Below are 25,281 nucleotides of genomic sequence, written 5' to 3' on the forward strand. Positions count from 1 at the left end.
TCGCACGCCACATCAGCCGTACCGAATCAGTGCGCAACCGATACCGTGCCGGGGCAGAGGGCCGCGCGCCCATCGTATCGGCTGTATAGGTCCAGCTTTGGCTGCTGCGGCGATCAGCGGTCAACAGACTGCAGTCCCGCGTAGCTCGCACTCGAACTCGCCGAGTTATCCTCTTAAGCGGCTGCGGGACCACCGGATGGAGGAGCTCCTCGCGGCCGCAAGCGTGCTGGACTTAGGGCTCAACCGCGGCGGGCGAGTGAGGCTTCACCAAGCTCGAAGGGCGCGCGTCGTCAATCGGATTGTCCGGCCGGCGGCGGCTCATCCGGAGCCGGCTCGGCAGTGTCTGGTGCGATCATCGGGCGCCATCCGTCTCGAACGGTTCGGCTGGGCAACAGCCATGACGAGGAGCCCTCGCCATACTCGCTCTCGTCAATGGCTCATGAGACAGCAGATGGGCGACGCGGCGAGAAGCTCGCGGGTTACGCTCCCGAAAACCCGTTCGTGAAAGCGCGAGTGCCCGTAAGCGCCGGTCACGATCAGGTCCGCCTCGGTCAGACGGGCGACAGAGAGAAGGCATGCCGCAACGCTGCGAGAGGCCGCGGATCGCACGATCGTCGTTTCTGCGACGCCACAGCGAGTCAGGTAGGCAGCGACGTCCTCGGCGCCATCCGGCATCGTCTCCGCGCCAACGGTCGCGATGCAGACGCTATCCGCCCGGAGCAGGAGAGGCAGGCTGTCCCGCACAGCGCGCCGGGCTTCCCGGGAATCCTTCCAGCCGACGACGACGCGGGTTCCGGCGAGCGATGTGACGCCCGACGGCACGAGAAGGACCGGGCAGCCGAGCTGCAGGATCAGTTCGCCGGGCGCGAGTGCGGCACACCAGCCTTGGCCATCGTCGGGATCCACGCTGCCAAGCACGACGAGATCCGCCATGCGCGCCTGCTCCGCCAATACCACCCGCAGGTCGCCCGGTCTGGCGCGCCATTCCACGGACGACAGGCCCTGCGTGCGCGCCAGGAAGACCGCTTCGACCTGGGCCAGCTCGGCAGAGGCGCGGGCCGATCCGTGATCGATGATCCGTGCGTTGATGAGAGCGCCCTTGCCATAGAGATGGGTCGGCAGCGCCTCGCACGCCGATACGCCGACGAGCTGCGCCGAGAGGCGCTCGGCAATCGACCGCGCGATGGTCAGCCGGTCCCACGACGCAGGCGCCAGATCAAGCGGGACCATGATATTTGAGATCGACATGGAGATCTCCAGTATTCAGCGATTCTCAAGTTCTCCGACATGCGAAGGGGGAGGACAGCATGAGCCTGATGACGTTTCAAGCCTTCACGCATGACAGGGACGTGCGTGAAAATCTCGGATCGTCAAGCCGAGATGATGGTCGCTCCCGGACATGCCCCTGTCCGGAGGCAGAGCAGGCCTTGTCGAGCACGGATAGAACCTGATGCGCATGTCTTCGCGGGCACACGCCGCACCCGGTGCAGGACCAGCCTCGACAAGGTACACCGCGCGAACGGCTGACGGGAGATCGGCCCCTTGACCCGGAACGAGACCATCCGCAACCGCTTGCTCGGCATCATCACGGTGATCCTCGCGATAGGTGCTTTGCGAGCCAGCTATCCCGTGACGATGCCGTTGGCGGCGGCCTTCGTTGTGATCGCCGCCATATGGCCGATCAAGCCATGGCTCGACCGGTTTCTGCCTCCGGGCCTCAGCTACGTCGCGACCATGCTGGTGCTCGCGGTCGTCGTCACGGGCTTCACCGGTGCCGTTTACTTCTCCGCCGCGCAGGTGGTCTCCGCCTTCGAACGCAGCTGGGACCGCCTCGATGTTCTGTACCGGCATGTGTCGGACTGGACCGCATCCTGGGGCTGGTCCCTCGACGGAGAGGAGGGATACCGGAGGTTGGTCGGTGTCGCGCGGGGGCTCCTGCAGAACATCTACACGATCCTCGGCTATCTCGGCTTCACCGCCCTCCTGGTCGTTTTCGGGCTGCCGGAGGTTCCGGCCTTGCGGCTCAAGCTCCGTGAGACCTTCGCGCGCGACGAGCAGCAGGAGGTGCTCGCCTCGATCGAGGCGATCGCCGAGAAGATCCGCCAGTATCTCGGCATCAGCACCTTCACGAGCCTGCTCACGGGAGTGGCGACGGGCCTCTACACGCTCGCCGTCGGCCTCGATCTGGCGCTCGTCTGGGGCGTTCTCAATTTTCTCCTGAACTACATCCCGGTGGTCGGCAACCTCGTCGGCATCGTGCCGCCGACCCTGTTCGCGTTCGTGCAGTTCCAGACCAAGACAGCCCCCGCTATCGTGTTCCTCGGATTGGCTGCGATCCAGCTCGCAATCAGCAACGTCGTCTACCCGATGCTCCAGGGACGCAGCCTGGCGCTCTCGCCGCTGGCCATCATCGTGGCATTATCGTTCTGGAGCTGGGTGTGGGGCATCGCCGGAGCCGTGCTCGCCGTTCCGCTGACCGCCGCGATCGTTATCACCTGCGACGGCTTCCAGTCGACGCAGTGGATCGCACGGCTCCTCTCGGAGCCGCGACGGCGCGAATGACGGCAGCGTCGTCGCGCACCCCGGGCATCCACGACGAGCAAGGCGACCCGTTCGTGAGACCGGCCAATGGCAACCAGGGCAAAGCGGCGATCAGGCACCGGATCAGGACGCGATGGTGAGCAAGAGGCCCGACACGATGAGCGTGCCGAGGGTTGCACCGAGACCGAGCACCCAAGCCGATGTGCATCCGCCGTTGTCGTTCGCCGAGCCGGGACGTTCGCGCGGGCATCGCCGCCACTTGCGGCAGCTCGACGGTGCCTCTGCGAAGGAGGCAGCGGGGTCGACGTCAGGCTGACGGCGGCACGACATGGTCCGAATATCGCGCGACTGCCCCACCCGGAGCAAGGTCGATCGGGCTGTCGTGGTCGGTCGCGTCCGAAGCGTCAAGTCCGCCACCGAACCGCGCCCAATGCTCCACGCAGCGTCCTCCGGTCGAGGAGCGAACCTGGTGTCCGGGCACAGCCGCCTCCTGTGGCATCGAATGCCCTGTGCGCGGCCCGTGCCAGGCGCGCGCGAGCCCGGCCACACGTCGGAATGCCACCCTCATGCCGTTCTCCTGCATCGTCGCGATCCGGTGCCGCACGACCTCGACGACGGTCGTGCCGGTGGGCCGCAAGCTCGAAGGATCGTGCTTAAGCAATCGTCAATCGACAATCCCGGCGAGGTGACCACCTGCAGGGCGCGTCTCGGATCTGTCAGGGTTATCCCGACAAGACTACGGTTTCCTCCGACTGCCGGGCCACGCCCCGCGCCACAGATGAGAGGTCGAGCGGGAAGGCGAGCCTCCGGGCTTGAGGCAACCTTCCCCGTTTCAGACGGCGCCGAGGACAACCAGAGCGTCATCGCCCCGAATGGGACGCCGTCACGTCGAGCCGGCCAAGCCGTCTCGCAGGCCGACATCCAGGCCACCGCGAGCGGACCTTGGTGCCTCGCACGACCCGTCCCGGCCATCATGGAGCCGATCGTCATGAAACATCTTGCTCTCGCCCTCGCGGCGGCATCGAGCCTCGTCCTATTCTCGGCACCGAGCGAAGCGCGTCCCTTCGGCAGGGGGCACGGCTTCGCCGGCCATCACGGCGGCTTCCACGGGATGCGCCACGGCTTCAGAGGGTATCGATCTGTCGGTGCCCGGCGCCACTACCGGGGCTTTGGCGGCTACCGCGGCACCGGCCTGCGTGCGGCGCGCTTCGGATATGGCCGTCATTACGGCCGATATGGTTATCGGCGCGGCTATCGCGGGCTCGGGCTCGCGGCCGGCTTCGGCCTCGGACTGGCCGCGACCGCCGCCCGGCCCGCCTATTACGGCGGATACTACGGCTACGGGTCCCCATACGCCCCGGTCGGCTACGGCTACGGCTACGGTGCGGGCCGACCCGTCTGCACCTGCGGCTACTGAAGACGAGCCTCGACGCGCGTCGCGGCCGCACTAAGCCGGTTCGAGACGTCGCTCAAGAATAGACAATCCCGCGGGGCATTGGGACATGGACAGTCCCTGTGCCGCACTCTCTTACTATAGGTTAGGTCTTGCACATGAAGAGCATCATCGTCACCGCCTTGATCGGCAGCGCCGTCCTCGCATCGCCCGCGCTCGCGCAGGACAAGTCCTCCACCCCGGCCCCTGGGGCTCAACCGAAGCCGATGACGGCGCAGCCCTCCGCCACCGCGATGCCGGCAGCGCCGGGACAGGCGAGCCAGAACCATGCGGGCGGCATGACCATGGCCGACACGGCGACGGCCAAGATCAAGTTCGTCACTGCGAAGCCGGCCGAGGTCACCACCTCGAAGCTCGTCGGCAAGAATCTCTACAACAAGCAGAACGAGACGGTCGGCGAGATCGAGGACCTGGTCGTCGAGAACGGCAAGACGATCACCGGCGTCGTTGTCAGCGTCGGCGGCTTCCTCGGCCTGGGCGAACGCTACGTGCTGATCGACCCCTCGACGATCTTCCTGCATCGCACCGACGGGGGGCTCAAGGCGATGGTCGACGCCGACAAGGACGCGCTCAAGAATGCGCCGGAATTCAAGTATAACAAGATGACCCGCACCTAACCGAACCGCACCTCGCGCGTTGCCTGCTGCCCTGTCGGCTGCGGCTAGCGGCGACGGTGGTAAGGACGTTCGTGGCAAACATGAGTGCGAGGGATCGGTGCGGCCGATCCCTCGCCACCACCGATTGGCTCACATGCGTGCCGCTTCGCGGGACCGGTTCCGGTCATGTCAAGCTTCTCCGTAGTCGTCCCGTGTCGGGATTGTCCTGACAAGCGTCAGAGAGAACGGCATAGATCGAAGAATTCGCTTGTGATTCGATGTGGATTGCGTGCCAATCTCATGTCTCTGGAAATCTATCCGGAACAAATGAGAGACAAGCACAGATGCTCATGGACGTGATCAGGCAAGGTGCGCGTGCCAGGACGGGCGGCCGGCGGAGAGATGCGTGTCCCTATCCCCTGGACTCGCGCGAGCGCCGGGCCTGGTTCGAGGGGTACGATGGAGGCGCCTGGCACATGGTGCAACGGGCGCCCCACCCGGCCCTCACCCGACAGGCCGCGACACCGGTCGACGTCGCGGGACTCATTGCGACGCCGTCGATCCCGCCGCTTTCCACGCGGGGCTGAGGGCGGACGCCGGTTCGCGAGTTGCAGCCATGCTCCGGCGTTCCTGCCGGTGAGCGTCGGACCGTGGGTCGGCAGCGACGAGGTCCGGTCCGGACAGCCGCGAATGGCGGCTCGGGTCAATCCCCGCCCTGGCATGAACCCGACTTCCAGGGGCATGCCACCCGCGGGTGAGCATCCGTTCCATCCGGGACGGAGCCGCATGGAGGGAGACGACACCGTGCGACGGACCTCTCTGCAATCTCTCAAGGATCACTCCTACGGACGCCTGGAGCAGGTCGTGACCGTTCTGGTCGAAGCCTACCTGACCGATTCTTCGGCGGCGCCGCCGGACCTCATCGAGCGGCTGCGACGCCTGGAGCGAACCGTGCGGGAGGCGCGGGGCGACCGGCAGATCATTCAGGTCATCACCTCGGGGCGTCGCCTTCTCGGCGACGCGGGCGCGCTGGCCGAACCCGCACCCGAACCGGTGCCCGAGCTCCTCTATGCGCCCAAGCCTCGCTGCGCGCCGGCGCGGAGCTAGCCGCTGCGGCGCTCCGGCCGTAAAATGGGAGAGTTCGCCCATCGCCCCGCGGCGGGCTCGTGCCGACCGCCGACCCGCGATGGGTCGAGGTTGCGGGCGGCGCTTAGCCGGAGAGCTTCACCGAGCACCTTGCATGAGTGGACGACGTGCGGGCGATGCCCATCAGGCACTCGAACAGCAGCTGAGCCGCGGAAACGGCCGGACCTTCGTCGCCCTGACCTTTGCGGCCGCCATCCCGGTCCTGCTGCTCAGCGGCTGGGTGGCCACCCTGCTGGCCCAGCAACAGCGCGACCTCGGCCGCAGCGCCGCGGAGGCCAGCGCGACCCGCGTCGCCGAGCGCGTCGCCTCCGACATCGCCGCGCAGATCTCCATCCTCGAGACCGAAGCCGCGTCGGCGACGCTCGACCGGCCGGACCTGGCCGCGTTCTACGCCGAGGCCGAGCGGCTGCGACAGGCCCATCCGTTGTGGGCGACCGTCGAGCTCGCCGGGCCCGACGGCACCCAGGTCGTCAACCTGCTCCGCTCCCTCGATGAGGAACTCGGCCCGACGTCCGACCGCAAGAGCTTCGACGCCGTCGTGCGCACCCATCGTGCCGTGATCGGCGGAATCGGTCCGGTTGGGTCGGTCTCGGGCAAGCGCCTCGTCGCGTTGCGCGTGCCCGTCCTCCGGGACGGGGAGCTGCGCTACGTCCTCTCGGTCCGGCTCGCCACCAATGCGGTCAGCTCGATCCTGCGCGACGCCGGGGCGCCGGAAGGCTGGGTCGGCACCATCGTCGACGCAGACGGGAATACGATCGCCCGTACCCGCGCCGAGGCGGAGGAGCTCGGCCAGCCGGGGAACGCCGCCCTGCAGGCCGCGATCCGGCGCGCGCCGCAAGGGTTCTACACAGGCTCGACCCTGGAGGGCTCGAACGTCGAGGTCGTCTACCGCACGCTCAAAGATACGGGCGGCTGGTCGGTGCATTTCGGGATGCCGGTGGCCGCCCTCAACGCCCCGGTCTCGCGCTCCTACCTCGTGCTGGCGGGCGGAAGCGTGCTCAGCATCGGTCTCGCCCTGGCGCTGGTCGGACTGGTGGGCCGCGACATGGCTCAGCGGCGTGCGGGAGAGCGGGCGCGCTTCACCCTCGTCCTCCGGTCGAGCCAGGAGCAGGGCGCCGTGGCCGCGGAAGCCGCGGATCTCGGCACCTTGCGCTGGGACACCGTGCAGGAACGGGTGAGCGGCTCGGCGCGGGCCGCACACCTGCTCGAATGGAAGACGAAGGCTCCGGAGGAACAGGACATCGAGGCGGAGGTCGACGCGGCCCTGTCGGCGGTCCATTCCGACGATCGCGAGCGGCTGACGGGCGCCCTGCGTCGAAGCCTGGCGGACGGCCGACCGCTCGACGTCGAGTTCCGGGTGGTCGGAGACGGTGGTCCGCGATGGGTCCGCTTGACCGGTCGCGCGCCCCGGCTGCACGACGAGACGCCGACCGGCCTGTTCTACGGCGTCGTGTCGGACATCGAACCGCGCAAGCGCGCCGAGGCGGAGCGCAAGGAGATGCTGCGTCGCCTCGGCGAGGCGCAGGAGAACGAGCAGCGCCGGATCGCCCGCGAGCTGCACGACCAGGTCGGCCAGACGGTGACCGGCCTGTCGCTCGGCCTGAAGAGCCTGGAACGGCTGATCGGCGACGCGACGACGGACGAGGTGGGACGCCACGTGCAGTGGTTGCAGGCGCTGGCCGGCGAGATCGGACGCGACATCCACCGGGCCGCCGTCGATCTCCGGCCGACGGCTCTCGACGACCTTGGGCTCCGGGAGGCGCTGGCCGCCCTGCTGCGCGAGTGGAGCCAGCGTCACGGCATCCGCGCCGACTTGGAATTTCTTGGTGAGGCGGTACGGCTGCCGGCGGCGATCGAGACCGCCGTCTACCGGATCGTGCAGGAGGCGCTGACCAACGTCCTCAAGCACGCCCGGGCCTCGACCGTCAGCGTCTCGGTCGAGCACGGCGCCGAGGCGATGCGGGTGATCATCGAGGACGACGGGGTCGGCTTCAACGCCGAGGCCATGCCCGAGCGACTGGCGGAGGGCGGGCGCGGCAAGCCGCGTCTCGGCCTGTCGGGCATCCGTGAGCGCCTGTCGCTCTTGGCCGGCACGCTGACGCTGGAGACTTCGCCGGATATCGGCACCACGCTGTTCGTTACCATTCCGGTGCCGCGGCCGGCTTGAGCTTCGAGGAGATACCGCATGAATCGCATCCGCGTCGCCCTGGCCGACGACCACCCCGTCGTTCTGGCGGGCGTCCGCGCACTCCTGAACGCCGACCCGGAAATCGAGCTCGTCGGCGAGGCGACATGCGGTCGTGACGCCCTGCGGATGATCGAGGAGGCCATGCCCGATGTCGCGGTCGTCGACGTCTCGATGCCCGGGCTCAACGGCCTCGAACTGACGGAGCGCGTCGCCCGCGATTGCCCGGCGACCCGGGTGCTCGTGCTCACGGTCCACGAGGACGCGGCCTACGTCCAGCCGCTGCTCAAGTGCGGCGCCCGGGGCTACCTGCTGAAACGCTCGGCGGCGGACGACCTGCTCCGCGCAGTCCGCGCGGTCGCCATGGGCGGCATCTATCTCGACCCGTCCGTCGCGGGCCAGGCCCTGGCGGACAGCCCCGGCGCCGCCGGTGATCCCGACGCCGCCAGGACCGGCGAGGCGCTGAGCCCGCGGGAGGCCGAGACCCTGCGGTTGATCGCACGAGGCTTGAGCAACAAGGAGATCGCCCGGCGCATCGACGTCAGCGTGAAGTCGATCGAGACCTACAAGGCGCGCGCCGCCGAGAAGCTCGGACTGAAGACGCGCGCCGAGATCATCCGCTATGCCGCGGCCCGCGGCTGGCTCGACGCGCTCACGCTGCGATAGCGGCTGCGCGCCGACGAGAGCGGCCGATTGCCGTCCGGGCCGCGCCGAACACACGGGAGAGACGCATGAAGGAATCCGTTGCTCTGCTCGTTCGTGAAGCCGCGACGCTCGATGCCGTCGCGGATGCCCTTGGCACGGCAGCGTCCGTTCTGACCGACCTGGGAAATCGAGCAGGGGGACGCAGGCTTCGACGCATGGGTCGGGACCAGCGGGTCAAGGCGCTGATGCGCCGGGCGCAGGCGGCGAGCCTTCTCGGACGCGAGCTGCCGGCCGCTGAGGCGACGGGACTGTGACGGACCCGGGGCCCTGCCGCAGGACGGCTTCCCGTCCACCTTTATGCTTGAACCATCGAGATTGGGGCGGGCCCTTATCCGGCCTCGTCCGGCAGCGGGGCCTGCGCGACGGCAAACTCGATCGCAGATGCTGATGACGTGGTCGGTCTCCCGCGGCTCTGACCAGGACGAGTGGACGGGGCTTGGCATTCAACGCCGAAGTGCCTGTCCTTCCCCGCGGGCTGGCCTTCCTGCGCACGCAGGAAGCGGGCATGGCGTTTCTCGATGTCCGAGAGGTCCTGGGGGTCGTCGATGCTGCGCCGTGCCGCGGCCACGGCCAGATCCGCGTGCCTGCGAAGCTCGGCGACGCGGTCGGTCGAACGCTCGACCTCCGCGACGCGGCACAGAACGTCGAGCAGGCGCCCGAGCACGTGCACCGAGCCGGCGGCGTTCTGGCGGATCATGTGGAACATGGCGTCGCACAGCCCGCCGTAGTCTGTCACCGGGTGAAGGAGCACGATGCGGCCGTCCCGGTCGACCGCCCCGGTGGGCAGGTAGCGCGGCGCGATGCGGCAGAGCGCATCGCCCAGGTGATCGAGGACACTCCCCGCCGTCATCGGGTCGTTGATTCCCGGCGAGAGCGCCCGCACGGCGATCTCGACGAGTTGCCGCACCGAGTATTCCAGATCCTGCAGGGCGGCAGGGCGTCGTCCGAAGACGAGCGCACGCGCCACGGCTTCCGGCGCCTCGTCGACGGGAGCCGAGAGAAACGCGACCGGGAAGCCCGTCGGCACGTAGTCCCCCGGTCGCACCCGCAAGGCGACGACGATCCCGCGGTCTCGTGCCCAATCCGCCAGACTGTCGGCATCGACGGCCTGAAGGTAGCCGCCCTGCGCCGCCGCCACGGGAGCACCGCCCGGGGTCTCGGACGGAGCCGTCACGTCCGGCGCTTCGCGAGTCCGTGCCTCCACGGCCTCGCAGAGGTCGTGGTGGACGGCGTCAACCACCGTCTCGACGTTGATGCTGGTGGCGATGTGGTGGACGAACCAGACCAGGGTGGCGAGCGAGAGGAGCGCGAGCGCGATGGCACCGCTGATCGCGAGGTGCGGAACGAAGGGACTCTCCTGCACCGTGCGGACCGTGCGCAGGACCATCAGTGCGTAGGCGAAAGTACCGAGGAAGATGCCGAGCACGACTTGGTTGCGGGCGTCGCGCACGAAGTTGCGCAGGAGCCGCGGTCCCATCTGGTTGGAGGCGAGCGTCAGGGCCGCGATGGTGATCGAGAAGGTCGTTCCCGCCACCCCGATGGTCGAGGAGGCGACGGCACTGAGGAGCGCCCGCGCGCCCTCGGCGCCCCCCGAATAGCCCCAGTTCGCGTCGGGCGAGGAAGCGTCGTAGCCGGCGATGTGGGCCGTCTCGAGCCAGACCGCGAGTTGCGCCAGCGCCAGGCTGCCGAGGACGATGAGGGCCGGGCGCAGCCAGAACTGATCGCCTAGGGCCTCGATCCAGGCGCGGAGCCGCGACCTCAAACCCGCTCCTCCTCGCGCCGGGCCTCGTCCTCCCGCTGCACCCGCCACCGGGGCCGGGGCGGGCTCGTCCCCTCGGGCCAGCCCTCGCGCTGGCGGGAGCGGTCGCCGTCCGTCTCCTCGGTCTGATCGTGCAGGAGCACCTGGCTCGTCGGATAGGGAAGGTCGATGCCGGCTTCCGTCAACGCCTCCTTCACGTTGGCGATGGCGTGGTCGAGAGCGTCGACGGCGTCCCGGCGCCGGGGCGGATCGATCCACAACCGAGCCGTCATATCGACGCCGGCCGCCCCGAGGCCGGTGACCAGCGCCTCCGGCGGCGGGTCGGCGAGCACGCCTTCCGTCGCGCGCAGGGCCTCGACGATGACCCGGCGCGCTTGGCGGATGTCGTCGCCATTGCCGATGGTGAGCGGGAAGGCGAGCCGGCGCTTCTCGTGCGCGGTGATGACGGTGATCTTGTCGACGAACAGAGTGGCGTTCGGGATCAGCACGCGCTGATTGTCGTAGGTGCGCAGCACTGTCGCCCGCACCCAGACATCCTCGACCGTGCCCTCGTGCGAGCCGGCCCGGATCTGGTCGCCGATGACGAAGGGGCGCGTCAGGAGGATCAGGATGCCGGCGAGCAGATTCTGGAGCACGTCGCGGAAGGCGAAGCCGATGGCGACGCCGCCGATGCCGAGCAGGTTGAACAAGTCGGCGGCCGAGACCGATGGGAACGCCACCGAGGCGGCGATCAGGAACGACACCAAGATGGTCACGCCGCCGGCGATGCGCCCGAGCACCGCGGCGGATCCGGGCGAGGCGTCGCGCAGTGCGGCAGCCCGGCGCACGCCGGCCCGGACGCCCCGGGCCACCAGCAGGCCGAGGCCGAACAGGACAAGAGCGACGGCGAGCCCCGGCAGAAGGGCGACGCTCGCACGGCCGAGCTGTTCCAGACGTGCGAGAGCTTCCGAGAATATCATGGCTGCTCTTGATCATGAGGAAGCCGCCGGACGCGTGGCTGGCATCCGGCGGCGCCTTAGTCCACCACGGCGAACGTGGGTCTCAATGATGGTCTCTGACGGTCAGCGACGGGGCCCGCCGGTCGTCTGACCGTATTGCTGGCCCCTCGCTCCGCGCGACGGCATTCCGGCATTGCCGCGACTCGCGGATCCCTGCCGCATCCGGTGGCGACGCATATGGCGATGCGACATGCGGACCTGGACGAGGTTGGTATCAACACCGCTTGTCATGCCGGCCGGCGCTGCGGGCATGGCCTGCGACGGGACAGCCAGGGAGCAGAAGCCGAGGCCGGCGAGCAATGCGGTGGCGACGATCGTACGCTTCATGATGGTGTCTCCTGTTTTCGGATTGTCTCAGCTCTTCTTCTTCGAGTATTCGAATTTCGGTGCGTTCTTCAGCGTATCCTTGTCGGTATTGGCATGGACCGCCCACTTGCCGTCCTTGTTGCCGATGGCCAGGGTCGAGGGATCGAGCACGACGTAGCTCTCGCCGAGGCCGAGGAAGCCGCCGACGCTGACGACGACGCCGGTGATCGTCTTGCCGTTCTCGATGACGAGATCCTCGACCTCGCCGACATTCTCGTTCTTGTTGTTGTACACGGTGGTGCCGACGAGCTTCGACGACATCACGTCGGCCGGCTTGACGGTCACGTATTTCAGCTTGACCGTCGCCGTGTCAGCCATCTTCATTCCCGTGTCCGGGGAAGACGCTGGCGCGGTCGCCGATGGTGTGGGAGTCTGGGCAAGGACCGGGGCCGCAATGCAGCCGAGCGCGAGCGCAGCCAGCACGGTGATTTTAGACATTGACGGCCTCCCTTGATCCAGCTTGGTTTGCGAGTCTGGTACGCGTCTGCAGTCTTTCCCACGGACACCGGACTCGGTCACAAACGTGCGCGTGGCGGGAATGTTCAGCAAAAATTCAGGATCTCTCGAATTCGGCCGCTGCGGATAGACTGTTCCCGGCGTGCTGAGACAGCCGGGATGAAGGCCGGATTGATCCGCATGTCGCACTGTCGCGACGCCGATCGACCGTCGGTTCGGCGGCACGGCCGGGAACCACATCGATCGGCAAAGGCTTGCCTGTCGATGTCGGCAGCTTACGAGAGCGACGGCTCCATCACCGGCATGGACCGCAGGCGAGACCGTTCCTGCGGCCGGGTCGGACATCCACGACAGGCGTGGTCCGCCGACGGCCATGTCAGGGTGAGCGTTTTCGTGAGTGCCTCATCATGTTCTTCGACACCTGGTCCGGCCTGGCGCGGGTGGTGATCGTCGGCCCGCTGGCGTATGTCGCCCTCGTCCTGTTCCTCCGGATCTCTGGCAAGCGGACCCTGACGAAGCTCAACGCTTTCGATTTGGTCGTCACGGTGGCGCTCGGCTCGACCCTGTCCTCCATCGTTCTGATGAAGTCGGTGGCGCTGCTCGAGGGCGTGCTCGCCCTCGCGACGCTGATCGCGCTGCAATACCTGATCACGTGGTCGAGCGTGCGATCATCCTTGATCGAAGGGCTGGTCAAGGCCGAACCGACTTTGCTTGCCCGCGACGGAGAACTGCTCACGGGAGCGATGCGCCGGCAGCGCGTCACCCGGGACGACATCCTCTCTGCCTTGCGGTCCGAGGGGTTGGACGACCTCTCACAGGCCGCGGCTGTCGTGCTCGAAACGGACGGCTCGATCAGCGTGCTCAAGGCTTCGTCGGACCGGACGCCCGGTGTGATGGGCGTTCCGCAGCCGGAGACGCCGTCGCGTCGGCCGGGACGGGCTTGACGGCACTGTCGCGACGCTCGCAGCGTAAGCACAAGGGTGACCCGTGATCTCGATCTTCGATCTCGCTGCGCTGCTCCTCACCCTCTCGGCGTTGTTCGGCTGGTTGAACCATCGCTTTTTGCGGTTGCCCCACACCATCGGTCTGCTCGTGATGGGCCTGGCGGCCTCGCTCGCCCTCATCGCCCTCGACCTCGCCTTCCCGGACCAGCACCTCTACGAGGACCTCACGCGGGTGCTCCGGCAGGTCGACTTCACCGATGTGGTAATGAACGGCATGCTGGCCTTCCTGCTCTTTGCTGGGGCCATGAGCCTCGACCTGCGGGCTCTGCGTGACCGGGCCTGGCCGGTGGCGACGCTCGCCCTCCTCGGCACCCTGATCTCGACCGGCCTCGTTGGCGGCGCGTTCTGGGCGGCCTCGCAGGCCATTGGGCAGGCGATTCCCTTGCCATGGGCGCTTGTATTCGGCGCCCTCATCAGCCCGACCGATCCGGTGGCGGTGCTCGCCACGCTGAAGAACGTGAAGGTGCCCGAGGCGCTGGAGATCGAGATGCAGGGCGAGGCCCTCTTCAACGACGGCGTCGGCATCGTGCTGTTCACGGTCCTCGTGGCCTTCGCGGCCGGGGCGGGGGCTGAGGCCACCAGCATTGGCGGCATTGCCAAGCTCCTCCTGCACGAGGCCGGCGGCGGCCTCACCCTCGGGGTGGCGACCGGCTATTTGGCCTATCGCGCCATGCGCGCCATCGACGACTTTCCCGTCGAGGTGCTCATCACCCTGGCGCTGGTCGCCGGTACCTACGCGCTCGCCCAGAAGCTCGGGGCTAGCGGTCCCCTGGCGGTGGTCGCAGCGGGATTGCTGGTCGGCGACCGGGCCCCACGCGATGCGATGAGCGAGCGGACGCAAGGCTACGTCTCCTCGCTCTGGACGCTGATCGACGAGGTGCTGAACTCGGTTCTGTTCCTCCTGATCGGGCTGGAGGTCCTGGTGCTGCGCTTCGCAGCGAGCGGGCTGGTGCTCGCCGCCTGCGCTGTACCCATCGTGCTCCTCGCCCGGCTCGCGGCGGTCTCGATGCCGCTGCTGGTCTTCCGTTGGGGCGGACACCTCTCGGCGCGCAACGTGCCGTTCCTGACCTGGGCGGGGGTGCGCGGCGGCATCTCGGTGGCGCTCGCGCTGTCGGTTCCGGAGAATGCAGCGAAACCGGCTCTCCTCGCGGCGACCTACGCGGTCGTGCTGTTCACCATCGTGGTGCAGGGCTCGACGCTCGGCATGGTTGCGCGGCGGACGCTTCGCGAGGGCCAGGACGATCGGAGCCGGCCGACCTGACGACGTCGGGACTGGTCAGACCGCACCTTTCTCAATAATCACCTTCGTCCGGGATGTTCAGCAGGTCGCCGCAGGCCTTGCAGTGTACGGCGTCCGGCTCGTGGCGCTGCAGCCCGCAGGCCTCGCAGGGGAAGCGCACCTTGTAGGGGCGGAACACCACCTGGGCGAGGCGGAAGAACAGCGTCACGCCGCAGATCATGACGAAGACCGAGAGCAGCCGGCCGGTCGCCCCCGGGAGGGTAATGTCGCCGTAGCCGGTGGTCGTGAGCGACGTGACCGTGAAGTACAGGGCGTCGACCGGTGTCTGGATTGCCGGATTGCCGCCGTGTTGCGTGGCGTAGACGATGCCCGTCATGACGAAGACGAACACCACGAGGTTGGTCGCGGCCAGGATCGCATCCTCGTTCCGGCGGAACAGGTCGCTGTCCTTCCGCAATCTCTCCAGCAGGTGGTAGGTGCGCAGCAGCCGCAGCGTGCGCAGAATGCGCAGGAAGCCGACGCCCTCGACGAGAACGGGGGCGAGGAACGAGGCTACCGCCACGAGGTCCGTCCAGGTGCTCAGGTGACGGAACTCGCGCAGCGGGGCGCGGCTGACGACGAGGCGGGCGGCGAAGTCGAGCAGGACGCACAGGCCTACCGCCACGTCGCAGGCGACGATCCACGGTGACAGCGGCAGGAACGAAGTGGCGACCACGAAGGCGACGGTCGCCACGTCGAATACGAGCAGGGCGTAGCGGAAGCGGTGCGCGCCCGGCGCGTCGCCCTCGTAGAGCTCGCGGAGTTTCGCGACGGGCGTCGCCGTCGAAAGTCGGTGTGCAAGGGGCGACATCGGAATCCCGCGGCGACCGTGTCCGCCTCAGCGTCGGGACGCTCGGGCCGGGGCGAACCGCAGCACCAGCGCCCCGGCGGCCATGCAGGCGAGGGAGCCGATCAGCACGCCGACCTTGGTCTCGGCCTCAAGCTCCGGCGCGTTCGCGAAGGCGAGCAGGCCGATGAACAGGCTCATCGTGAAGCCGACGCCGCAGAGGAGCGAGACGCCGTAGACCTGCGCCCAGGTCGTATGGGCCGGCCGCTGCGCCAGCCCGAACCTCACCGCGGCGAGGACGAGACTGAACACGCCGACCTGCTTGCCCACGAACAGTCCGAGCGCCACGCCGAGCGTAACTGGATCGAGCAGCATGGCCGACTTGAACCCAGCCAGGGACACGCCGGCATTGGCGAAGCCGAAGACCGGCAGGATGAGGTAGGCCGACCAGGGATGGACCGCGTGCTCCAGGATGTGCAGCGGCGAGGTTGGGTCGTCCGGCTTGCCGACGCTGAGGCGCAGCGGGATTGTCAACGCGAGCAACACGCCGGCGATGGTCGCGTGGACGCCGGACTTGAGCACGAACACCCACAGAACCACGCCGAGCAACAGGTAGGGCCACAGCCGTGCCACGCCGGCCCTGTTCAGCCCGTAGAGGACCGTGAGCGTGAGGCCTGCGCCGCCGAGCATCGCAAGCGACAGGTCGGCGGTGTAGAACGCCGCGATGATGACCACGGCGCCCAGGTCGTCGATGATGGCCAGCGCCGTCAGGAAGACCTTCAGGGAGACCGGCACCCTGGGGCCGAGCAGCGCCAGCACGCCGAGGGCGAACGCGATATCGGTGGCGGCCGGGATGGCCCAGCCCCGCAGGGTCTCGGGCGAGTTCCAGTTCACGGCGACGTAGACGAGGGCCGGCGCGGCCATGCCGCCGAGCGCCGCAAGCCCCGGCAGCACGCGGTCGGGCCAGGTGCGCAAGCGCCCGTCGAGCACCTCGCGCTTGATCTCTAGCCCGACGAGCAGGAAGAACACCGCCATCAGGGCGTCGTTGATCCAGTGCAGGACCGAGAGCGGGCCGAGATAGGCCTTGAGCGCGGCGAAGTAGGTGTCCGCCAGCGGCGTGTTGGCCACCACCAGCGCGAGCGCCGCGCTCGCCATCAGGACGAGGCCGCCGCCGGCCTCGCTGACGAGCATGTCGCGAAGGGCGGACAGGGGACGGCGAGGAGGCCGCGGAACGGCGTGGGTGGGCGACGGCACGGGCACGGATCTCCGGGCGCTGGCGGCCCGACCAGCGCTCGTCCTGCCGGTCCGACCGACGGACCGCGCACCCTGCCTAGGCTATCGCATCGAAGCCCGGCACGCACAACCCGCTCCCCGCCGGATCCACATGCCGGTGGGGTACCCGCCGGTTCGTCGCGCCGACTGACGCCGCCATGCTTGTCCCGCATTATTTGCCGGGTTTGGCAAGGAAAGCCCCGATCCATGGGGATACGAAGCTCGATCCGTTTGATGGGAACCGCGGTGTCGAGGGTGGTCGGACGATGAGCGCGCCGTCACTCAAGCGGGTTTTCGACTTCCGGCCCTCGCTCGCTTTCCTCCTCATTTGCCAGCCATAGTTACCGGACCTGCGGAGGCTGAGCCATGACGCATCCCGACGAGATCGGCATGTGACGAAAACCTCGCAGCCGCGCGACGAAGTGGCTCGTGGCGGCACTCCAAGAGAAGGAAAGCGCGGCACCCACCGTGTCTTTCGTTATGTCTTTTGGGTCTCCGTGGGCCGGAAGTGTGGCACCGCCCGTCGCTCGTGCGCGGACGGTGTGACCAACCTGTGGATCCCCTGGGCCCGCCGACCGCCGTTGAACCGCTCTTAGTCCCGTTCGAGAAGATCAAGATCGACCAGTCGTTCGTGCGCTCGGTCGACAGCAACGAGCAGACCGCCGCCATGGTGCGCTCGGTGCTGGGCCTCGGCCGCGGCCTCGGGCTACCGGTCCTGGCCGAGGGGGTCGAGACGGAAGCCGAGCTCGGCTTCCTCGCGGCCGAGCAATGCGGTGCCGCCCAGGGCTACCTGATGGGCCGGCCCTCGCCCATCGACCGATTCGCCCGGTACACGTACGGCACCGCGCAGCCCGGTCCCGGCGAGCGGAAGCTCGCGTGAGGTTGGCCCGCCCATGGCAACCCCTGCTGTGGCCGATGCTGCGGCAGGGCCGACGAAGCTTTTAGGTCCGGTGTTGGACGACAAGCGGCCCTTCGGGCGACCCTGACCAGAGGTCTGCAACTGGCGCAGAGCCGATCCAGCGGTTTGCAAGCACCCGACCCTTAAGTCGAATGCCGCAATACTCGTCTCCGGGCAGTCCAACGAACGACGCGACGCCCAATGATGGCCGAAGGTCGGTGATCCGCGTCACGCAAAGCCTTCCGCACACGCGAACGACCCGCGTCGGCCGTACCCCGCGGGCCGTGTGTTCCCGAGCACGATCGACCGCTACGGAACGTCCGATTTCGGCGCGACGGCGGCATCGTGCTGACCGCTGCGAGCCATGGCGGCCGCTACAAAGCCCGACGCCTTCATCTCCTCGATGAAGCGGGAGAGATAGGCCAGGGCCTCGTCGCGTCCTCTCGGGGCCGCCATAGCCTGCTCGATCACCATGAACCGCCCGGGGAGGACGCGCACGTCCGCGTGATCGCGTGCGTAGACCTCCAGCGGCTGCCTGACGGAGGCGACCACGTCCAGGCGATCCCGGAGAAACAGCTCTAGAGCAGCCTGCGAGGTCGGAGCGAAGACGCGCTCGGCCGACGTGAGAGCGCGCGCGAGATACAGGTCATAGGCCGTGTTCCGGCCGACAGCGATCCGAGTTCCGGGCCGGTCGACCTCATTGTTCTGCCTGAGCGCGGATTCCTTGGGAACCATGTAGGCTCCCTCGATGATCACGTAGGGCGGGGTGAAGCCGATCGTCTGGGCCCGCTTCGGATCAATGGCGAGGAAGGCCACGTCCCAGGTCTGCGGGCCGTTCAGCGCATCGACAACCTTGCCGGCCGTGTCGTAGGTCGTGAACGACACCGGAACCTTGAGCCGGCGGCCGAGCTCGCGCGCCAGATCGGCCGAGATCCCGGCCGGCTCCCCGTCCGGCCCTTTCTGGGCAAGGACGATGTTGCCGTAATTGATCGCGGCCCGCAGCGTCCCCGTCGGCGCGACGCGACGCGCGATGTCACCCTCGTCCGCTTTCGCCATTCTGCTGCCTCCGGCGTTGATGAAGACGAGGGCTGCACCGATGGCAGCCAGCGCTTTCAGTCCAGGAATTCCCGTCATTGATGGCCCGTCCTTCCGGCCGGTCGGCGGTCGTGCCCGCCGACGGGAGCCCCGCCGGGCCGGGCATTCGGCCCGGCGACGACGGCCAACGCCGCGGAGGCGTACAGGGCGCCCGTACGGGTCGCAAGCTCCACACTTGAAGCCTCCGGTCGAGCGACGTCACGCCCGTGCGACGGACGTGGCGGAGTCGGCGACGCCCGTCCGGGCACGGCGGCGGCCGACCCAAAAGACCAGGCCGCAGCCCGCACCGGTGAGGAGGCAGAGCGGCAGGAGGGCGATTGGGAAGCTTTCCGTCTGCTCGCGCAAAACGCCGATCAGCGAGGTGATCGCGCCGGTTCGCAGAGGCACTCCGTTGACCGGCGAACGGTCTGCAGACCCAATGTCGGTTCATAGTGCACAGCCGAATAAGCGGCATGTGAACTGCTGACCCCTTGCGGACCTTCAAGGCAAGAGCCCGCAATGCCCGGTTTGGACCGATTTCCAGACGTTTGAGCTCCTGGCAGCGTACTTGGCTACGCACAGCAGCTTTCCTCAGCCCCGTTCACGGCTCGGCCGGCCCATACTGAAGAAAGTCGGTTTCTTCAGTTAGAGGGAGTGGCTGACGTGGAATTGTGCAAGCTCCGCGCTTACGCGCCACACCGATCGATGTTTCCTCCCCGGGTTCAACTGGTCGTCGCAACGGCAGCCTGCATGGACTGCAGTAGGACGTCCAGGGCCTCCGCGGGCGTTCGCCACCCGAGCGTCTTGCGCGGCCTGCCGTTGAGGGCTGCGGCGACCGCAGCGAGGTCGTCCTCAGCATGTGCACCGAGGTCGGTGCCCCTGGGGAAGTACTGCCGCAGCAGCCCGTTGGTGTTCTCGTTGGTGCCGCGCTGCCACGGTGAGCGCGGATCGCAGAAGTAGACCTGCAGGCATGTGTCGATCCTCAGCCGCGCGTGCTCGGCCATCTCCGAGCCCTGGTCCCAGACCAGCGAACGCCGCAACTGCTCGGGCAGCGTCGTGATCGTGCGCGTGATCGCCCTGCGCACCGCCTCGGCACCATGCCCAGCCAGCGCCGGCCCGTTCTTCTCCCGAACCCCCGTACTATGCCCCTCCATCGGCGGCAGGTGCAGCAGCATCGTGAACCGCGTCGTGCGCTCCACCAGCGTGCCAATCGCTGAACTGCGCAGCCCGAGGATGAGATCGCCCTCCCAATGCCCTGGCACCGCCCGGTCTGCTGCCTCCGCCGGACGCTTGCTGATCAGGATCTCCGGCGTGACGAAGGCTTTGCCCCGACCGCGGGTCCGTGCCCGTGGAACCCGAAGCGCTCGCCCCGTACGCAGACAGGCGGTCAGTTCACGCCGCAGAGCGCCGCGCCCCTGGACGTAGAGGGCCTGGTAGATGGCCTCGTAGCTGATGCGCATCGTCGCGTCGCTGGGGTAGTCGAGCCGCAGGCGCTCGACGATCTGCTGTGGGCTCCAGGCCATACCCCAGCGCCGATGCTGACGTCGTCCGCGCCGCCGCCCCTTCCAGGCCACAGTCGGCCCAGGCAGCGCGATGCCGTCCGGGGCGACGACCCCGGCGAGCCGATTCTGCACGTAGGTCCGTAGCACCAGGTTGGTCGCGAGCTTGGCCGGTCTGGGTCGGCGAGCCGCCCGCTGCGCGTGCCACTGCGCGGTCGTCGCCCGGTAGTCCAAATTGCCACCGCGCGTCGCCGCGTTGCGTCGCAACTCCCGGGAGACCGTTGAGGCTGCTCGCCCCAGGCGACGCGCGACGTCACGCACGCCCAAGCCTTGCGCCCGCCACAGCGCGATCTCCTCACGCTCGGCGAACGACAGATAGCGACCCGAGAGGGGGTTGGACGACGGCGCGAGGTGGGAGGGGGCGAACCCGCCGGACCAGCGGAACCAACGGGCGCCGACCGGCTGAGAGATCCCGACTGCCATCACCGCGTCCTCGCTCGACAGACCTGCCGCGATGAACGCCCAGAACCGTCGTCGGGCCTCCCGTGATCCCACGCCGGGCCGACCTGGCGACCTCAGCTTGTCGCGAAGTACACGCTCCGAGCGCCGCCGACCTGCCATCGCTACAGCCCTCCATCAGCTGTTGCGACGGCCGCGTGATTCCACCCTCATATCGTGAGCCATTATGCGGGCACCCGATCGCGGCTCACGGGTTAAAGGAATATCGGTCAGGCTCCCGGACCTCTAGAGCCAACCCGACTGTCTGGAGGAGCATGCGTTGGCCGATCCCAAAACCGACGATTTCCGCCTGGAACGGAACGGCTCGGAACTTACGGTTGTGTTTACGCCAACTGGAGCGACCTACACGTTCCCTGCGAACCAGGCTGAGCCTAACGAGCCGACGGCCGAACAGGAGCAGCGCGTAGATACGGGCGGCTACGCCGAAGCCGACGTGCGCAAGATGGCGGTCAGTCTGGCTGCGCTTGCGCATCAGCGCCCGGCAGAGAGAGGTGCTTAGTGCTAAGGAGGGCTGCGCATGACCGTTTACAAGGTCAAGGGCATGACGTGCGCCGGCTGTGCCCGTGCGATCGAGCGGGCGATCCGGAAGCAGGTCACCGGCAATCCCGCCGTAGAGGTTGATCTGGAGAAGGGTGAGGTGCAGGTCGGCAACGATGCCGATCCGCAGATCGTCAACTTTGCCATCGAGGGTCTAGGCTACCAGGTTGAAGCGGTCCGCTAGCACCGCCCTCGCTGGTGGGACAGCGGTTCGGGCACAGGGCTGACTCACCTCTGCCAGGCTTTTGGGAGGTCGTCATGGTCCGGCTGAAGCTTCTTTTTCCCCTTGGCGCACTCCTGCTCAGCACGCTGGCCGGCGCGTCAATCCGGGGAGGTCGCACAGCAGAGTGAGCAGTAGGTCTATTAGGCTGAAGCAGATGCGCTGAACATAGCCGCCGAGCTTCGCGACACCTACATGCGCGAGTGCCATCTGGCGAACAGCTCATCCGTGGCACCAAGTCGGCCAAGTAGTCGCTTCGCCTACATCTTTTCCTTGATCCCGGAGCCCACCAGCCACCAGTTCACCGGGTAGCTGGTCAGGAACCCAGCGACCATCGCGAGCTGCATAGCGAACCAGAACTCGACCGTGTTCACCTCGGCTCGATGCCCGAGCAGATGCTGGTAGAGATAGAACTGGGCGAAGGCCATGAAGCCGTACATGCCGACCTGCCAAGCGATGAGCGACAGGGTATCGGCCTTGAGGGCGGCGACAAGGCCCTTGCCCGGCGACAGCCCGCGCATCGGCACGATGGCGTAATACTGGAACACGATGCCCAGGCCGAACGCGAAAAGGAAGTCGAGCACCCAGACCGCGTACATCTTCTCCGAGAACAAGCTCTGCCAGCCGAACCAGATCGCCACCGCCGGCACCAAGAAGGCGAGCCACTCGGCGGCGACGTCGCCCAGCATGCAGCCGCTGCCGCAGTGGAGCGCACCCTTGCCCACCATCACGGGGAAGGGCGTTTTCGTCATGTTCGGCGGCTTCTCGCCCCGCTCCTCGGCGTGGTGGTGCGCCTCCATCGTGGCGAGGCGGCCGTAGCGGTAGTAGGCCCAGACCACGGCGAGCGTACCGAACAGGGCGCTCACCGGCCAAACCACGTTCATCACGGTCATGTGCTGCGGGTGCCGGATGACCTGCATCGACAGCAGCAGCGAGCAGGCGGCACCGAGCAGCAGCGCGGCGATCGAGAGGACGTGGAGCCAAGTGGGGAACATGCGGCATCCTTCAGGGAACGCCAGTGCAACATACCCCCTATGGGTAGGGTTCCCGGACAGGTCACATCCCTTCGATGCCGGCCGCGGCCCGGCTCATCGCGGCGGATCCCAGGAATAGGGGAAGCTCAGCGAGTGCTGCAGGCCGGCCGTGACCCGGAAGTCCTGCCGTCGGTCGCCACCGAATCCAACGCCGACCCCCCCGGTCAGGACCGTCTGCGGCGTGACGATGTAGCGGGCGCCGATCTCGGCGAGGTTCACCGCGCGGCCCCGTTCCCGGTCCGTCTCGCGGAAGACGTCGGCGACCAGGACCACGTTGTTCGACACGGGCTGGCTATATCCCAGGCCAACCCGGTAGCGGTCGCGCCGCTCGGCGTCGCGGCCGGTGGTCGGGTCGTAGTTGTGGAACCACGACGCGTTGAAGTGTATCCGGCGCGGCACGTAGCTGTAGGGCGACAGACCTTCCGGGTCCGGCGTGCCGATAGACTTGGTTGCCAGAAACTTCAGCTCGGTCTCCGTGCCGCCGGCCATGCGGCCGTAGGGCGTGTTGACCCCGAGGGCCACCGCCATCGCAGGCAGCACTAGCCCTTCCTGGTTGAAGTTGTAGAAGCCCTGCGCCCGGAACGCGCCCTGGTCCGTGTCGCTAGCCGTGCCGACCCGATAGGGTGCCTCGACCGAGAGCTGGAAGTTCTTGAACGCGCCCCATTCCAGGCGTGGCACGGCCATCAGGCTGCTGGCGCCCCGCGGGTCGTTCCGGATGCGGTTGTATTGGAAGTAAGACTGCGCTTCGAAGCCGTTCTCCTTGATCGGATAGGCATCCTCGATGGTGATGGGTAGGCCCTCCTCCAGGTTGGAGTGGTCGGCGGCGAGCGACGGTCCGGCTGAGAGGGCAAGACAGGCCGCGACGGCGGTGCGGGCAAACTTCGGCATGGCGCAGCTCCTCAGCGGACGGCGACGCGGGCCGGGCCAAGGCTCGGCTCGACGGTCATGTCGATTGGGGCCACGTCCGGGATGCGGGCGGCCTTGGCCTTCCAGGCATGGAGCATGTGCTCGACCATCATGGTCGGGGTCTCGCCCGGCTCCGTCGAGCCCGGCATCATCCGCATGCCGGGCGCGACCCGCATCATGGCGTCGTGGAGCGAGCCGGGCACCTCGCCGGGCTCGATGCCGAGCCGGCCGTTTATCATCATCTGCCGCATGACCGCGGCCTTCTGCGCCTTGGAGAGGCCGCTCGGGTACATCATCGGCAGCATCTCCATGAGCATGTCCATCATGATCATGCCCATGGCGCCCTGGGGCGAGCGCACCCAGGCCGGGTAGGTGCGAGGATCGAACGACGGGTAGGGCTCGCGGAACCTGCGGGCGTAGGCGTCGTCGCCGGGCTGGTAGCCCATGGCCTCGATGACCCGGTACATCTCGGCCCGCTTCTCCTCGACCGTCCAGCCCTTGTAGGCCAGGATCGAGTAGGCGATGCCGTGGAGCATGTGCAGGTTGTCGAAGATGTTCGCGCTCTCGGGGCTCATCCGTGCGTAGCGCGGCATGATCTCGCGCGAGAGCAGCATCCGGCCTGGCCGGTCCGTCATGACCTCGCGGTACATCAGGTCGATGGTCTGGGCCATCCCGACCTCCTGGTCGCGGTTGCCCGAGATCATCTGCGTCTCGTAGGCGGCCGGATGCCACCAGTGGGCGACGTAGAACAGGCTCTGGTCGAGGGGGTAGAAGTTCCGGAAGTAGTTGAAGTAGGGCTTCATCATGATGCCCGCCCGCCGCATGGTCACCTCTAGCGGCGCGACGCTGCGGGGCACGCCCGGCGTCTGCATGGTGAGATAGTATTTGACCGCGCGGTCGGTCCAGGCCTTCTTCTCGGCCCACGGGATCTCGCGGAACGCCATCACGTCGTAGGTTTGCTCGTGATGCATGTGCGTCCAGTCGATGGTCCGGAACAGCGTGTGCATCGCCCGGTCGACGTAGCTGGAGTAGTAAGGCATCTCCGGCTCGATGGCCGGCGGGTCGCGCAGCCATTCCTGGGCTTCCTTGTCGAAGCGGGCATCGACCGCGGCGTGGTCCTCGAACCGGGTTAGCTGCAGCAGGTCGTGCTGCTTCGAGTGGAAGAAGTGCATCCCGGCGCCGATCCGGTACGCCTTGTTGAGCCGGTAGTAGAAGGCGAGGTTGTAGGCCCCCCTGAGAAAGCTGACCTCGTTGCGCTGCTCGACGCCTGCCAGCGCGGCGGTGGCGCCATTGGGCGCTGCCGCTAGGGACGCGAGCGCGCCGGCGAGGAACGAGCGTCGTTCGAGCATGGCAACCTCCTGCGCTGATACCCTGGCAGGGTATTCCAGCCGGAACGCCTGGCGATAGGGGGACACGGCCTTCACCCGCCGGCTCCCGCGACGTTTTCCGTCATCGTTGCGAAACTGCCACGGACCGGCGGGCTGGACGGGCGCCGGCGGACGAACAATCTGGGCCGCTTGCGAGGCGGTGCGCCGATCGAGGGCCGCAGCCGCTTGCGCAGCGGAGGCATGCCCTTGAACCCGATCCATCACACCGTGCTGCTGACCGACGGTTCCACCCGGCCCATCGACCTACGGCAGGTGGCGAAGGTGGATGGTGGTACCTTGTTTCAGGGCGGTCCGCTGCTCGCCACGATGATCACCATGGCCGACGGCACCATTCACCCGTGTACCTTCCTGATGCTGGGCCCGGTCCTCACCGGCTGCAGGCCCACGGCCTTGCCCGAGCGCCCGGAGAAGGCCGCCGGTACTCGTCAGACGACCTTGGCGACGAGGCGGCTCATCTCATCGGCGAGGCGGCGGCGCTCCGCCTCGGGCAGGTCTCCCGCGATCACCGCCTGCACCAGGGCCTGCATGTGGTCGCGCAGCATGTCGGACTGTACGCGTCGGAGCGCCGCGATGACCGCGTCGGTCTGGTGGGAGACATCGACGCAGTAGCGACCGTTCTCGATCATCTGCTGCAGGCCGCGCACCTGTCCCTCGATGCG

Annotated in this window: 25 protein-coding genes and 1 pseudogene; 13 read left to right on the forward strand and 13 right to left on the reverse strand. The window is 67.8% G+C overall.

From position 1 onward, the window contains the following. Positions 1–429: 429 nt before the first annotated feature. On the reverse strand, positions 430–1,248 hold the full coding sequence (locus tag VQ02_RS24880) for a universal stress protein (RefSeq protein WP_048446920.1): 819 nt from the start codon (positions 1,246–1,248) through the stop codon (positions 430–432). Between the two features lie 324 nt (positions 1,249–1,572). Between VQ02_RS24880 and VQ02_RS24885 the strand changes: the two genes are divergently transcribed. From VQ02_RS24885 to VQ02_RS37540, 8 genes are all read left to right on the forward strand, one after another. Continuing rightward, on the forward strand, positions 1,573–2,562 hold the full coding sequence (locus VQ02_RS24885) for an AI-2E family transporter (RefSeq protein ID WP_167350789.1): 990 nt from the start codon (positions 1,573–1,575) through the stop codon (positions 2,560–2,562). 967 nt (positions 2,563–3,529) lie between these two features. Beyond that, entirely contained in the window at positions 3,530–3,958 is a 429-nt protein-coding gene (locus VQ02_RS24890; protein ID WP_048446946.1) for a hypothetical protein, read from the forward strand. 134 nt (positions 3,959–4,092) lie between these two features. Beyond that, positions 4,093–4,611, forward strand: coding sequence for a PRC-barrel domain-containing protein (locus VQ02_RS24895; RefSeq protein WP_048446922.1), 519 nt, complete (start codon positions 4,093–4,095; stop codon positions 4,609–4,611). Between the two features lie 329 nt (positions 4,612–4,940). Next, complete coding sequence (locus VQ02_RS39935) at positions 4,941–5,177, forward strand: ribosome modulation factor (protein WP_342447850.1); 237 nt, start codon at positions 4,941–4,943, stop codon at positions 5,175–5,177. Between the two features lie 199 nt (positions 5,178–5,376). Then, positions 5,377–5,697 (forward strand): hypothetical protein, encoded by a 321-nt coding sequence (locus VQ02_RS24905; protein ID WP_053080534.1) that lies wholly within the window; start codon positions 5,377–5,379, stop codon positions 5,695–5,697. Between the two features lie 133 nt (positions 5,698–5,830). Further along, entirely contained in the window at positions 5,831–7,903 is a 2,073-nt protein-coding gene (locus VQ02_RS24910; RefSeq protein WP_048446924.1) for a sensor histidine kinase, read from the forward strand. 18 nt (positions 7,904–7,921) lie between these two features. After that, a complete protein-coding gene (locus VQ02_RS24915) occupies positions 7,922–8,587 on the forward strand; it encodes a response regulator transcription factor (protein ID WP_048446925.1) in 666 nt (221 codons plus the stop codon). 65 nt (positions 8,588–8,652) lie between these two features. Next, positions 8,653–8,880 (forward strand): hypothetical protein, encoded by a 228-nt coding sequence (locus tag VQ02_RS37540; RefSeq protein ID WP_157080798.1) that lies wholly within the window; start codon positions 8,653–8,655, stop codon positions 8,878–8,880. Positions 8,881–8,954: 74 nt separating this feature from the next. Here the strand turns inward: VQ02_RS37540 and VQ02_RS24920 are convergent, their stop codons facing one another. The 4 genes from VQ02_RS24920 to VQ02_RS24935 form a co-directional block, all read right to left on the reverse strand. Next, positions 8,955–10,388: a DUF2254 domain-containing protein gene (locus VQ02_RS24920; protein WP_083469429.1), complete on the reverse strand. Its 1,434-nt coding sequence runs from the start codon at positions 10,386–10,388 to the stop codon at positions 8,955–8,957. After that, a complete protein-coding gene (locus tag VQ02_RS24925; protein WP_048446926.1) occupies positions 10,385–11,344 on the reverse strand; it encodes a mechanosensitive ion channel family protein in 960 nt (319 codons plus the stop codon). Before VQ02_RS24925 ends, VQ02_RS24920 begins: the two co-directional genes overlap by 4 nt. Positions 11,345–11,446: 102 nt before the next feature. Next, complete coding sequence (locus tag VQ02_RS24930) at positions 11,447–11,710, reverse strand: hypothetical protein (RefSeq protein ID WP_048446927.1); 264 nt, start codon at positions 11,708–11,710, stop codon at positions 11,447–11,449. Between the two features lie 27 nt (positions 11,711–11,737). Then, a complete protein-coding gene (locus VQ02_RS24935; protein ID WP_245239839.1) occupies positions 11,738–12,073 on the reverse strand; it encodes a PRC-barrel domain-containing protein in 336 nt (111 codons plus the stop codon). A gap of 539 nt (positions 12,074–12,612) precedes the next feature. On the opposite strand from VQ02_RS24935, the gene VQ02_RS24940 reads away from it, so the two are divergent. Beyond that, positions 12,613–13,149, forward strand: coding sequence for a DUF421 domain-containing protein (locus VQ02_RS24940; RefSeq protein ID WP_048446929.1), 537 nt, complete (start codon positions 12,613–12,615; stop codon positions 13,147–13,149). A 43-nt stretch (positions 13,150–13,192) separates the two neighbouring features. Then, positions 13,193–14,470 carry a cation:proton antiporter gene (locus VQ02_RS24945; protein WP_048446930.1) on the forward strand — a complete coding sequence of 426 codons (1,278 nt, stop codon included), beginning with the start codon at positions 13,193–13,195 and terminating at the stop codon, positions 14,468–14,470. Positions 14,471–14,501: 31 nt separating this feature from the next. On the opposite strand, the gene VQ02_RS24950 is transcribed toward VQ02_RS24945, so the two are convergent. After that, positions 14,502–15,299 carry a potassium channel family protein gene (locus VQ02_RS24950; RefSeq protein ID WP_048446931.1) on the reverse strand — a complete coding sequence of 266 codons (798 nt, stop codon included), beginning with the start codon at positions 15,297–15,299 and terminating at the stop codon, positions 14,502–14,504. Positions 15,300–15,326: 27 nt separating this feature from the next. Further along, positions 15,327–16,529, reverse strand: coding sequence for a Na+/H+ antiporter NhaA (gene nhaA / locus VQ02_RS24955; protein WP_048446932.1), 1,203 nt, complete (start codon positions 16,527–16,529; stop codon positions 15,327–15,329). A 616-nt stretch (positions 16,530–17,145) separates the two neighbouring features. Here nhaA and VQ02_RS24960 point away from each other — a divergent pair. Beyond that, positions 17,146–17,427 (forward strand): annotated as a pseudogene (locus VQ02_RS24960) (EAL domain-containing protein); the annotation flags it as partial. Between the two features lie 327 nt (positions 17,428–17,754). Here the strand turns inward: VQ02_RS24960 and VQ02_RS24965 are convergent. Beyond that, positions 17,755–18,579, reverse strand: coding sequence for an ABC transporter substrate-binding protein (locus tag VQ02_RS24965; RefSeq protein ID WP_083469430.1), 825 nt, complete (start codon positions 18,577–18,579; stop codon positions 17,755–17,757). A gap of 662 nt (positions 18,580–19,241) precedes the next feature. Further along, a complete protein-coding gene (locus tag VQ02_RS24975; protein ID WP_083469431.1) occupies positions 19,242–20,639 on the reverse strand; it encodes an IS30 family transposase in 1,398 nt (465 codons plus the stop codon). A 157-nt stretch (positions 20,640–20,796) separates the two neighbouring features. On the opposite strand from VQ02_RS24975, the gene VQ02_RS37545 reads away from it, so the two are divergent. Continuing rightward, positions 20,797–21,036 carry a hypothetical protein gene (locus tag VQ02_RS37545; protein WP_157080799.1) on the forward strand — a complete coding sequence of 80 codons (240 nt, stop codon included), beginning with the start codon at positions 20,797–20,799 and terminating at the stop codon, positions 21,034–21,036. A gap of 18 nt (positions 21,037–21,054) precedes the next feature. After that, complete coding sequence (locus VQ02_RS24980) at positions 21,055–21,258, forward strand: heavy-metal-associated domain-containing protein (RefSeq protein WP_048446936.1); 204 nt, start codon at positions 21,055–21,057, stop codon at positions 21,256–21,258. Positions 21,259–21,554: 296 nt separating this feature from the next. Here the strand turns inward: VQ02_RS24980 and VQ02_RS24985 are convergent, their stop codons facing one another. From VQ02_RS24985 to VQ02_RS25000, 4 genes are all read right to left on the reverse strand, one after another. Then, positions 21,555–22,289, reverse strand: coding sequence for a DUF4396 domain-containing protein (locus VQ02_RS24985; RefSeq protein WP_048446937.1), 735 nt, complete (start codon positions 22,287–22,289; stop codon positions 21,555–21,557). A 93-nt stretch (positions 22,290–22,382) separates the two neighbouring features. Then, positions 22,383–23,216: a hypothetical protein gene (locus VQ02_RS24990; protein ID WP_048446938.1), complete on the reverse strand. Its 834-nt coding sequence runs from the start codon at positions 23,214–23,216 to the stop codon at positions 22,383–22,385. Positions 23,217–23,227: 11 nt separating this feature from the next. Beyond that, a complete protein-coding gene (locus tag VQ02_RS24995) occupies positions 23,228–24,583 on the reverse strand; it encodes a hypothetical protein (protein ID WP_048446939.1) in 1,356 nt (451 codons plus the stop codon). 464 nt (positions 24,584–25,047) lie between these two features. After that, a partial coding sequence (locus VQ02_RS25000; RefSeq protein WP_048446940.1) for a metal-sensitive transcriptional regulator occupies positions 25,048–25,281 on the reverse strand: 234 nt, incomplete at its 5' end.

It is taken from the genome of Methylobacterium variabile, from assembly GCF_001043975.1.
In the GTDB taxonomy this organism is placed as follows: Bacteria; Pseudomonadota; Alphaproteobacteria; order Rhizobiales; family Beijerinckiaceae; genus Methylobacterium; species Methylobacterium variabile.

What these genes read in the sequence shown, in the direction of transcription:
- VQ02_RS24940 (WP_048446929.1), top strand. Translation starts at nt 12,613, where the DNA reads ATGTTCTTCGACACCTGGTCCGGCCTGGCGCGGGTGGTGATCGTCGGC.
- VQ02_RS24910 (WP_048446924.1), top strand. Translation starts at nt 5,831, where the DNA reads ATGAGTGGACGACGTGCGGGCGATGCCCATCAGGCACTCGAACAGCAG.
- VQ02_RS37540 (WP_157080798.1), top strand. Translation starts at nt 8,653, where the DNA reads ATGAAGGAATCCGTTGCTCTGCTCGTTCGTGAAGCCGCGACGCTCGAT.
- VQ02_RS24925 (WP_048446926.1), bottom strand. Translation starts at nt 11,344, where the DNA reads ATGATATTCTCGGAAGCTCTCGCACGTCTGGAACAGCTCGGCCGTGCG.
- VQ02_RS24935 (WP_245239839.1), bottom strand. Translation starts at nt 12,073, where the DNA reads ATGAAGATGGCTGACACGGCGACGGTCAAGCTGAAATACGTGACCGTC.
- VQ02_RS24930 (WP_048446927.1), bottom strand. Translation starts at nt 11,710, where the DNA reads ATGAAGCGTACGATCGTCGCCACCGCATTGCTCGCCGGCCTCGGCTTC.
- VQ02_RS24915 (WP_048446925.1), top strand. Translation starts at nt 7,922, where the DNA reads ATGAATCGCATCCGCGTCGCCCTGGCCGACGACCACCCCGTCGTTCTG.
- VQ02_RS24895 (WP_048446922.1), top strand. Translation starts at nt 4,093, where the DNA reads ATGAAGAGCATCATCGTCACCGCCTTGATCGGCAGCGCCGTCCTCGCA.
- VQ02_RS24980 (WP_048446936.1), top strand. Translation starts at nt 21,055, where the DNA reads ATGACCGTTTACAAGGTCAAGGGCATGACGTGCGCCGGCTGTGCCCGT.
- VQ02_RS24880 (WP_048446920.1), bottom strand. Translation starts at nt 1,248, where the DNA reads ATGTCGATCTCAAATATCATGGTCCCGCTTGATCTGGCGCCTGCGTCG.
- VQ02_RS24950 (WP_048446931.1), bottom strand. Translation starts at nt 15,299, where the DNA reads ATGTCGCCCCTTGCACACCGACTTTCGACGGCGACGCCCGTCGCGAAA.
- VQ02_RS24965 (WP_083469430.1), bottom strand. Translation starts at nt 18,579, where the DNA reads ATGACGGGAATTCCTGGACTGAAAGCGCTGGCTGCCATCGGTGCAGCC.
- VQ02_RS24975 (WP_083469431.1), bottom strand. Translation starts at nt 20,639, where the DNA reads ATGGCAGGTCGGCGGCGCTCGGAGCGTGTACTTCGCGACAAGCTGAGG.
- VQ02_RS24985 (WP_048446937.1), bottom strand. Translation starts at nt 22,289, where the DNA reads ATGTTCCCCACTTGGCTCCACGTCCTCTCGATCGCCGCGCTGCTGCTC.
- VQ02_RS24905 (WP_053080534.1), top strand. Translation starts at nt 5,377, where the DNA reads ATGGAGGGAGACGACACCGTGCGACGGACCTCTCTGCAATCTCTCAAG.
- VQ02_RS24990 (WP_048446938.1), bottom strand. Translation starts at nt 23,216, where the DNA reads ATGCCGAAGTTTGCCCGCACCGCCGTCGCGGCCTGTCTTGCCCTCTCA.
- VQ02_RS39935 (WP_342447850.1), top strand. Translation starts at nt 4,941, where the DNA reads ATGGACGTGATCAGGCAAGGTGCGCGTGCCAGGACGGGCGGCCGGCGG.
- VQ02_RS24995 (WP_048446939.1), bottom strand. Translation starts at nt 24,583, where the DNA reads ATGCTCGAACGACGCTCGTTCCTCGCCGGCGCGCTCGCGTCCCTAGCG.
- VQ02_RS24890 (WP_048446946.1), top strand. Translation starts at nt 3,530, where the DNA reads ATGAAACATCTTGCTCTCGCCCTCGCGGCGGCATCGAGCCTCGTCCTA.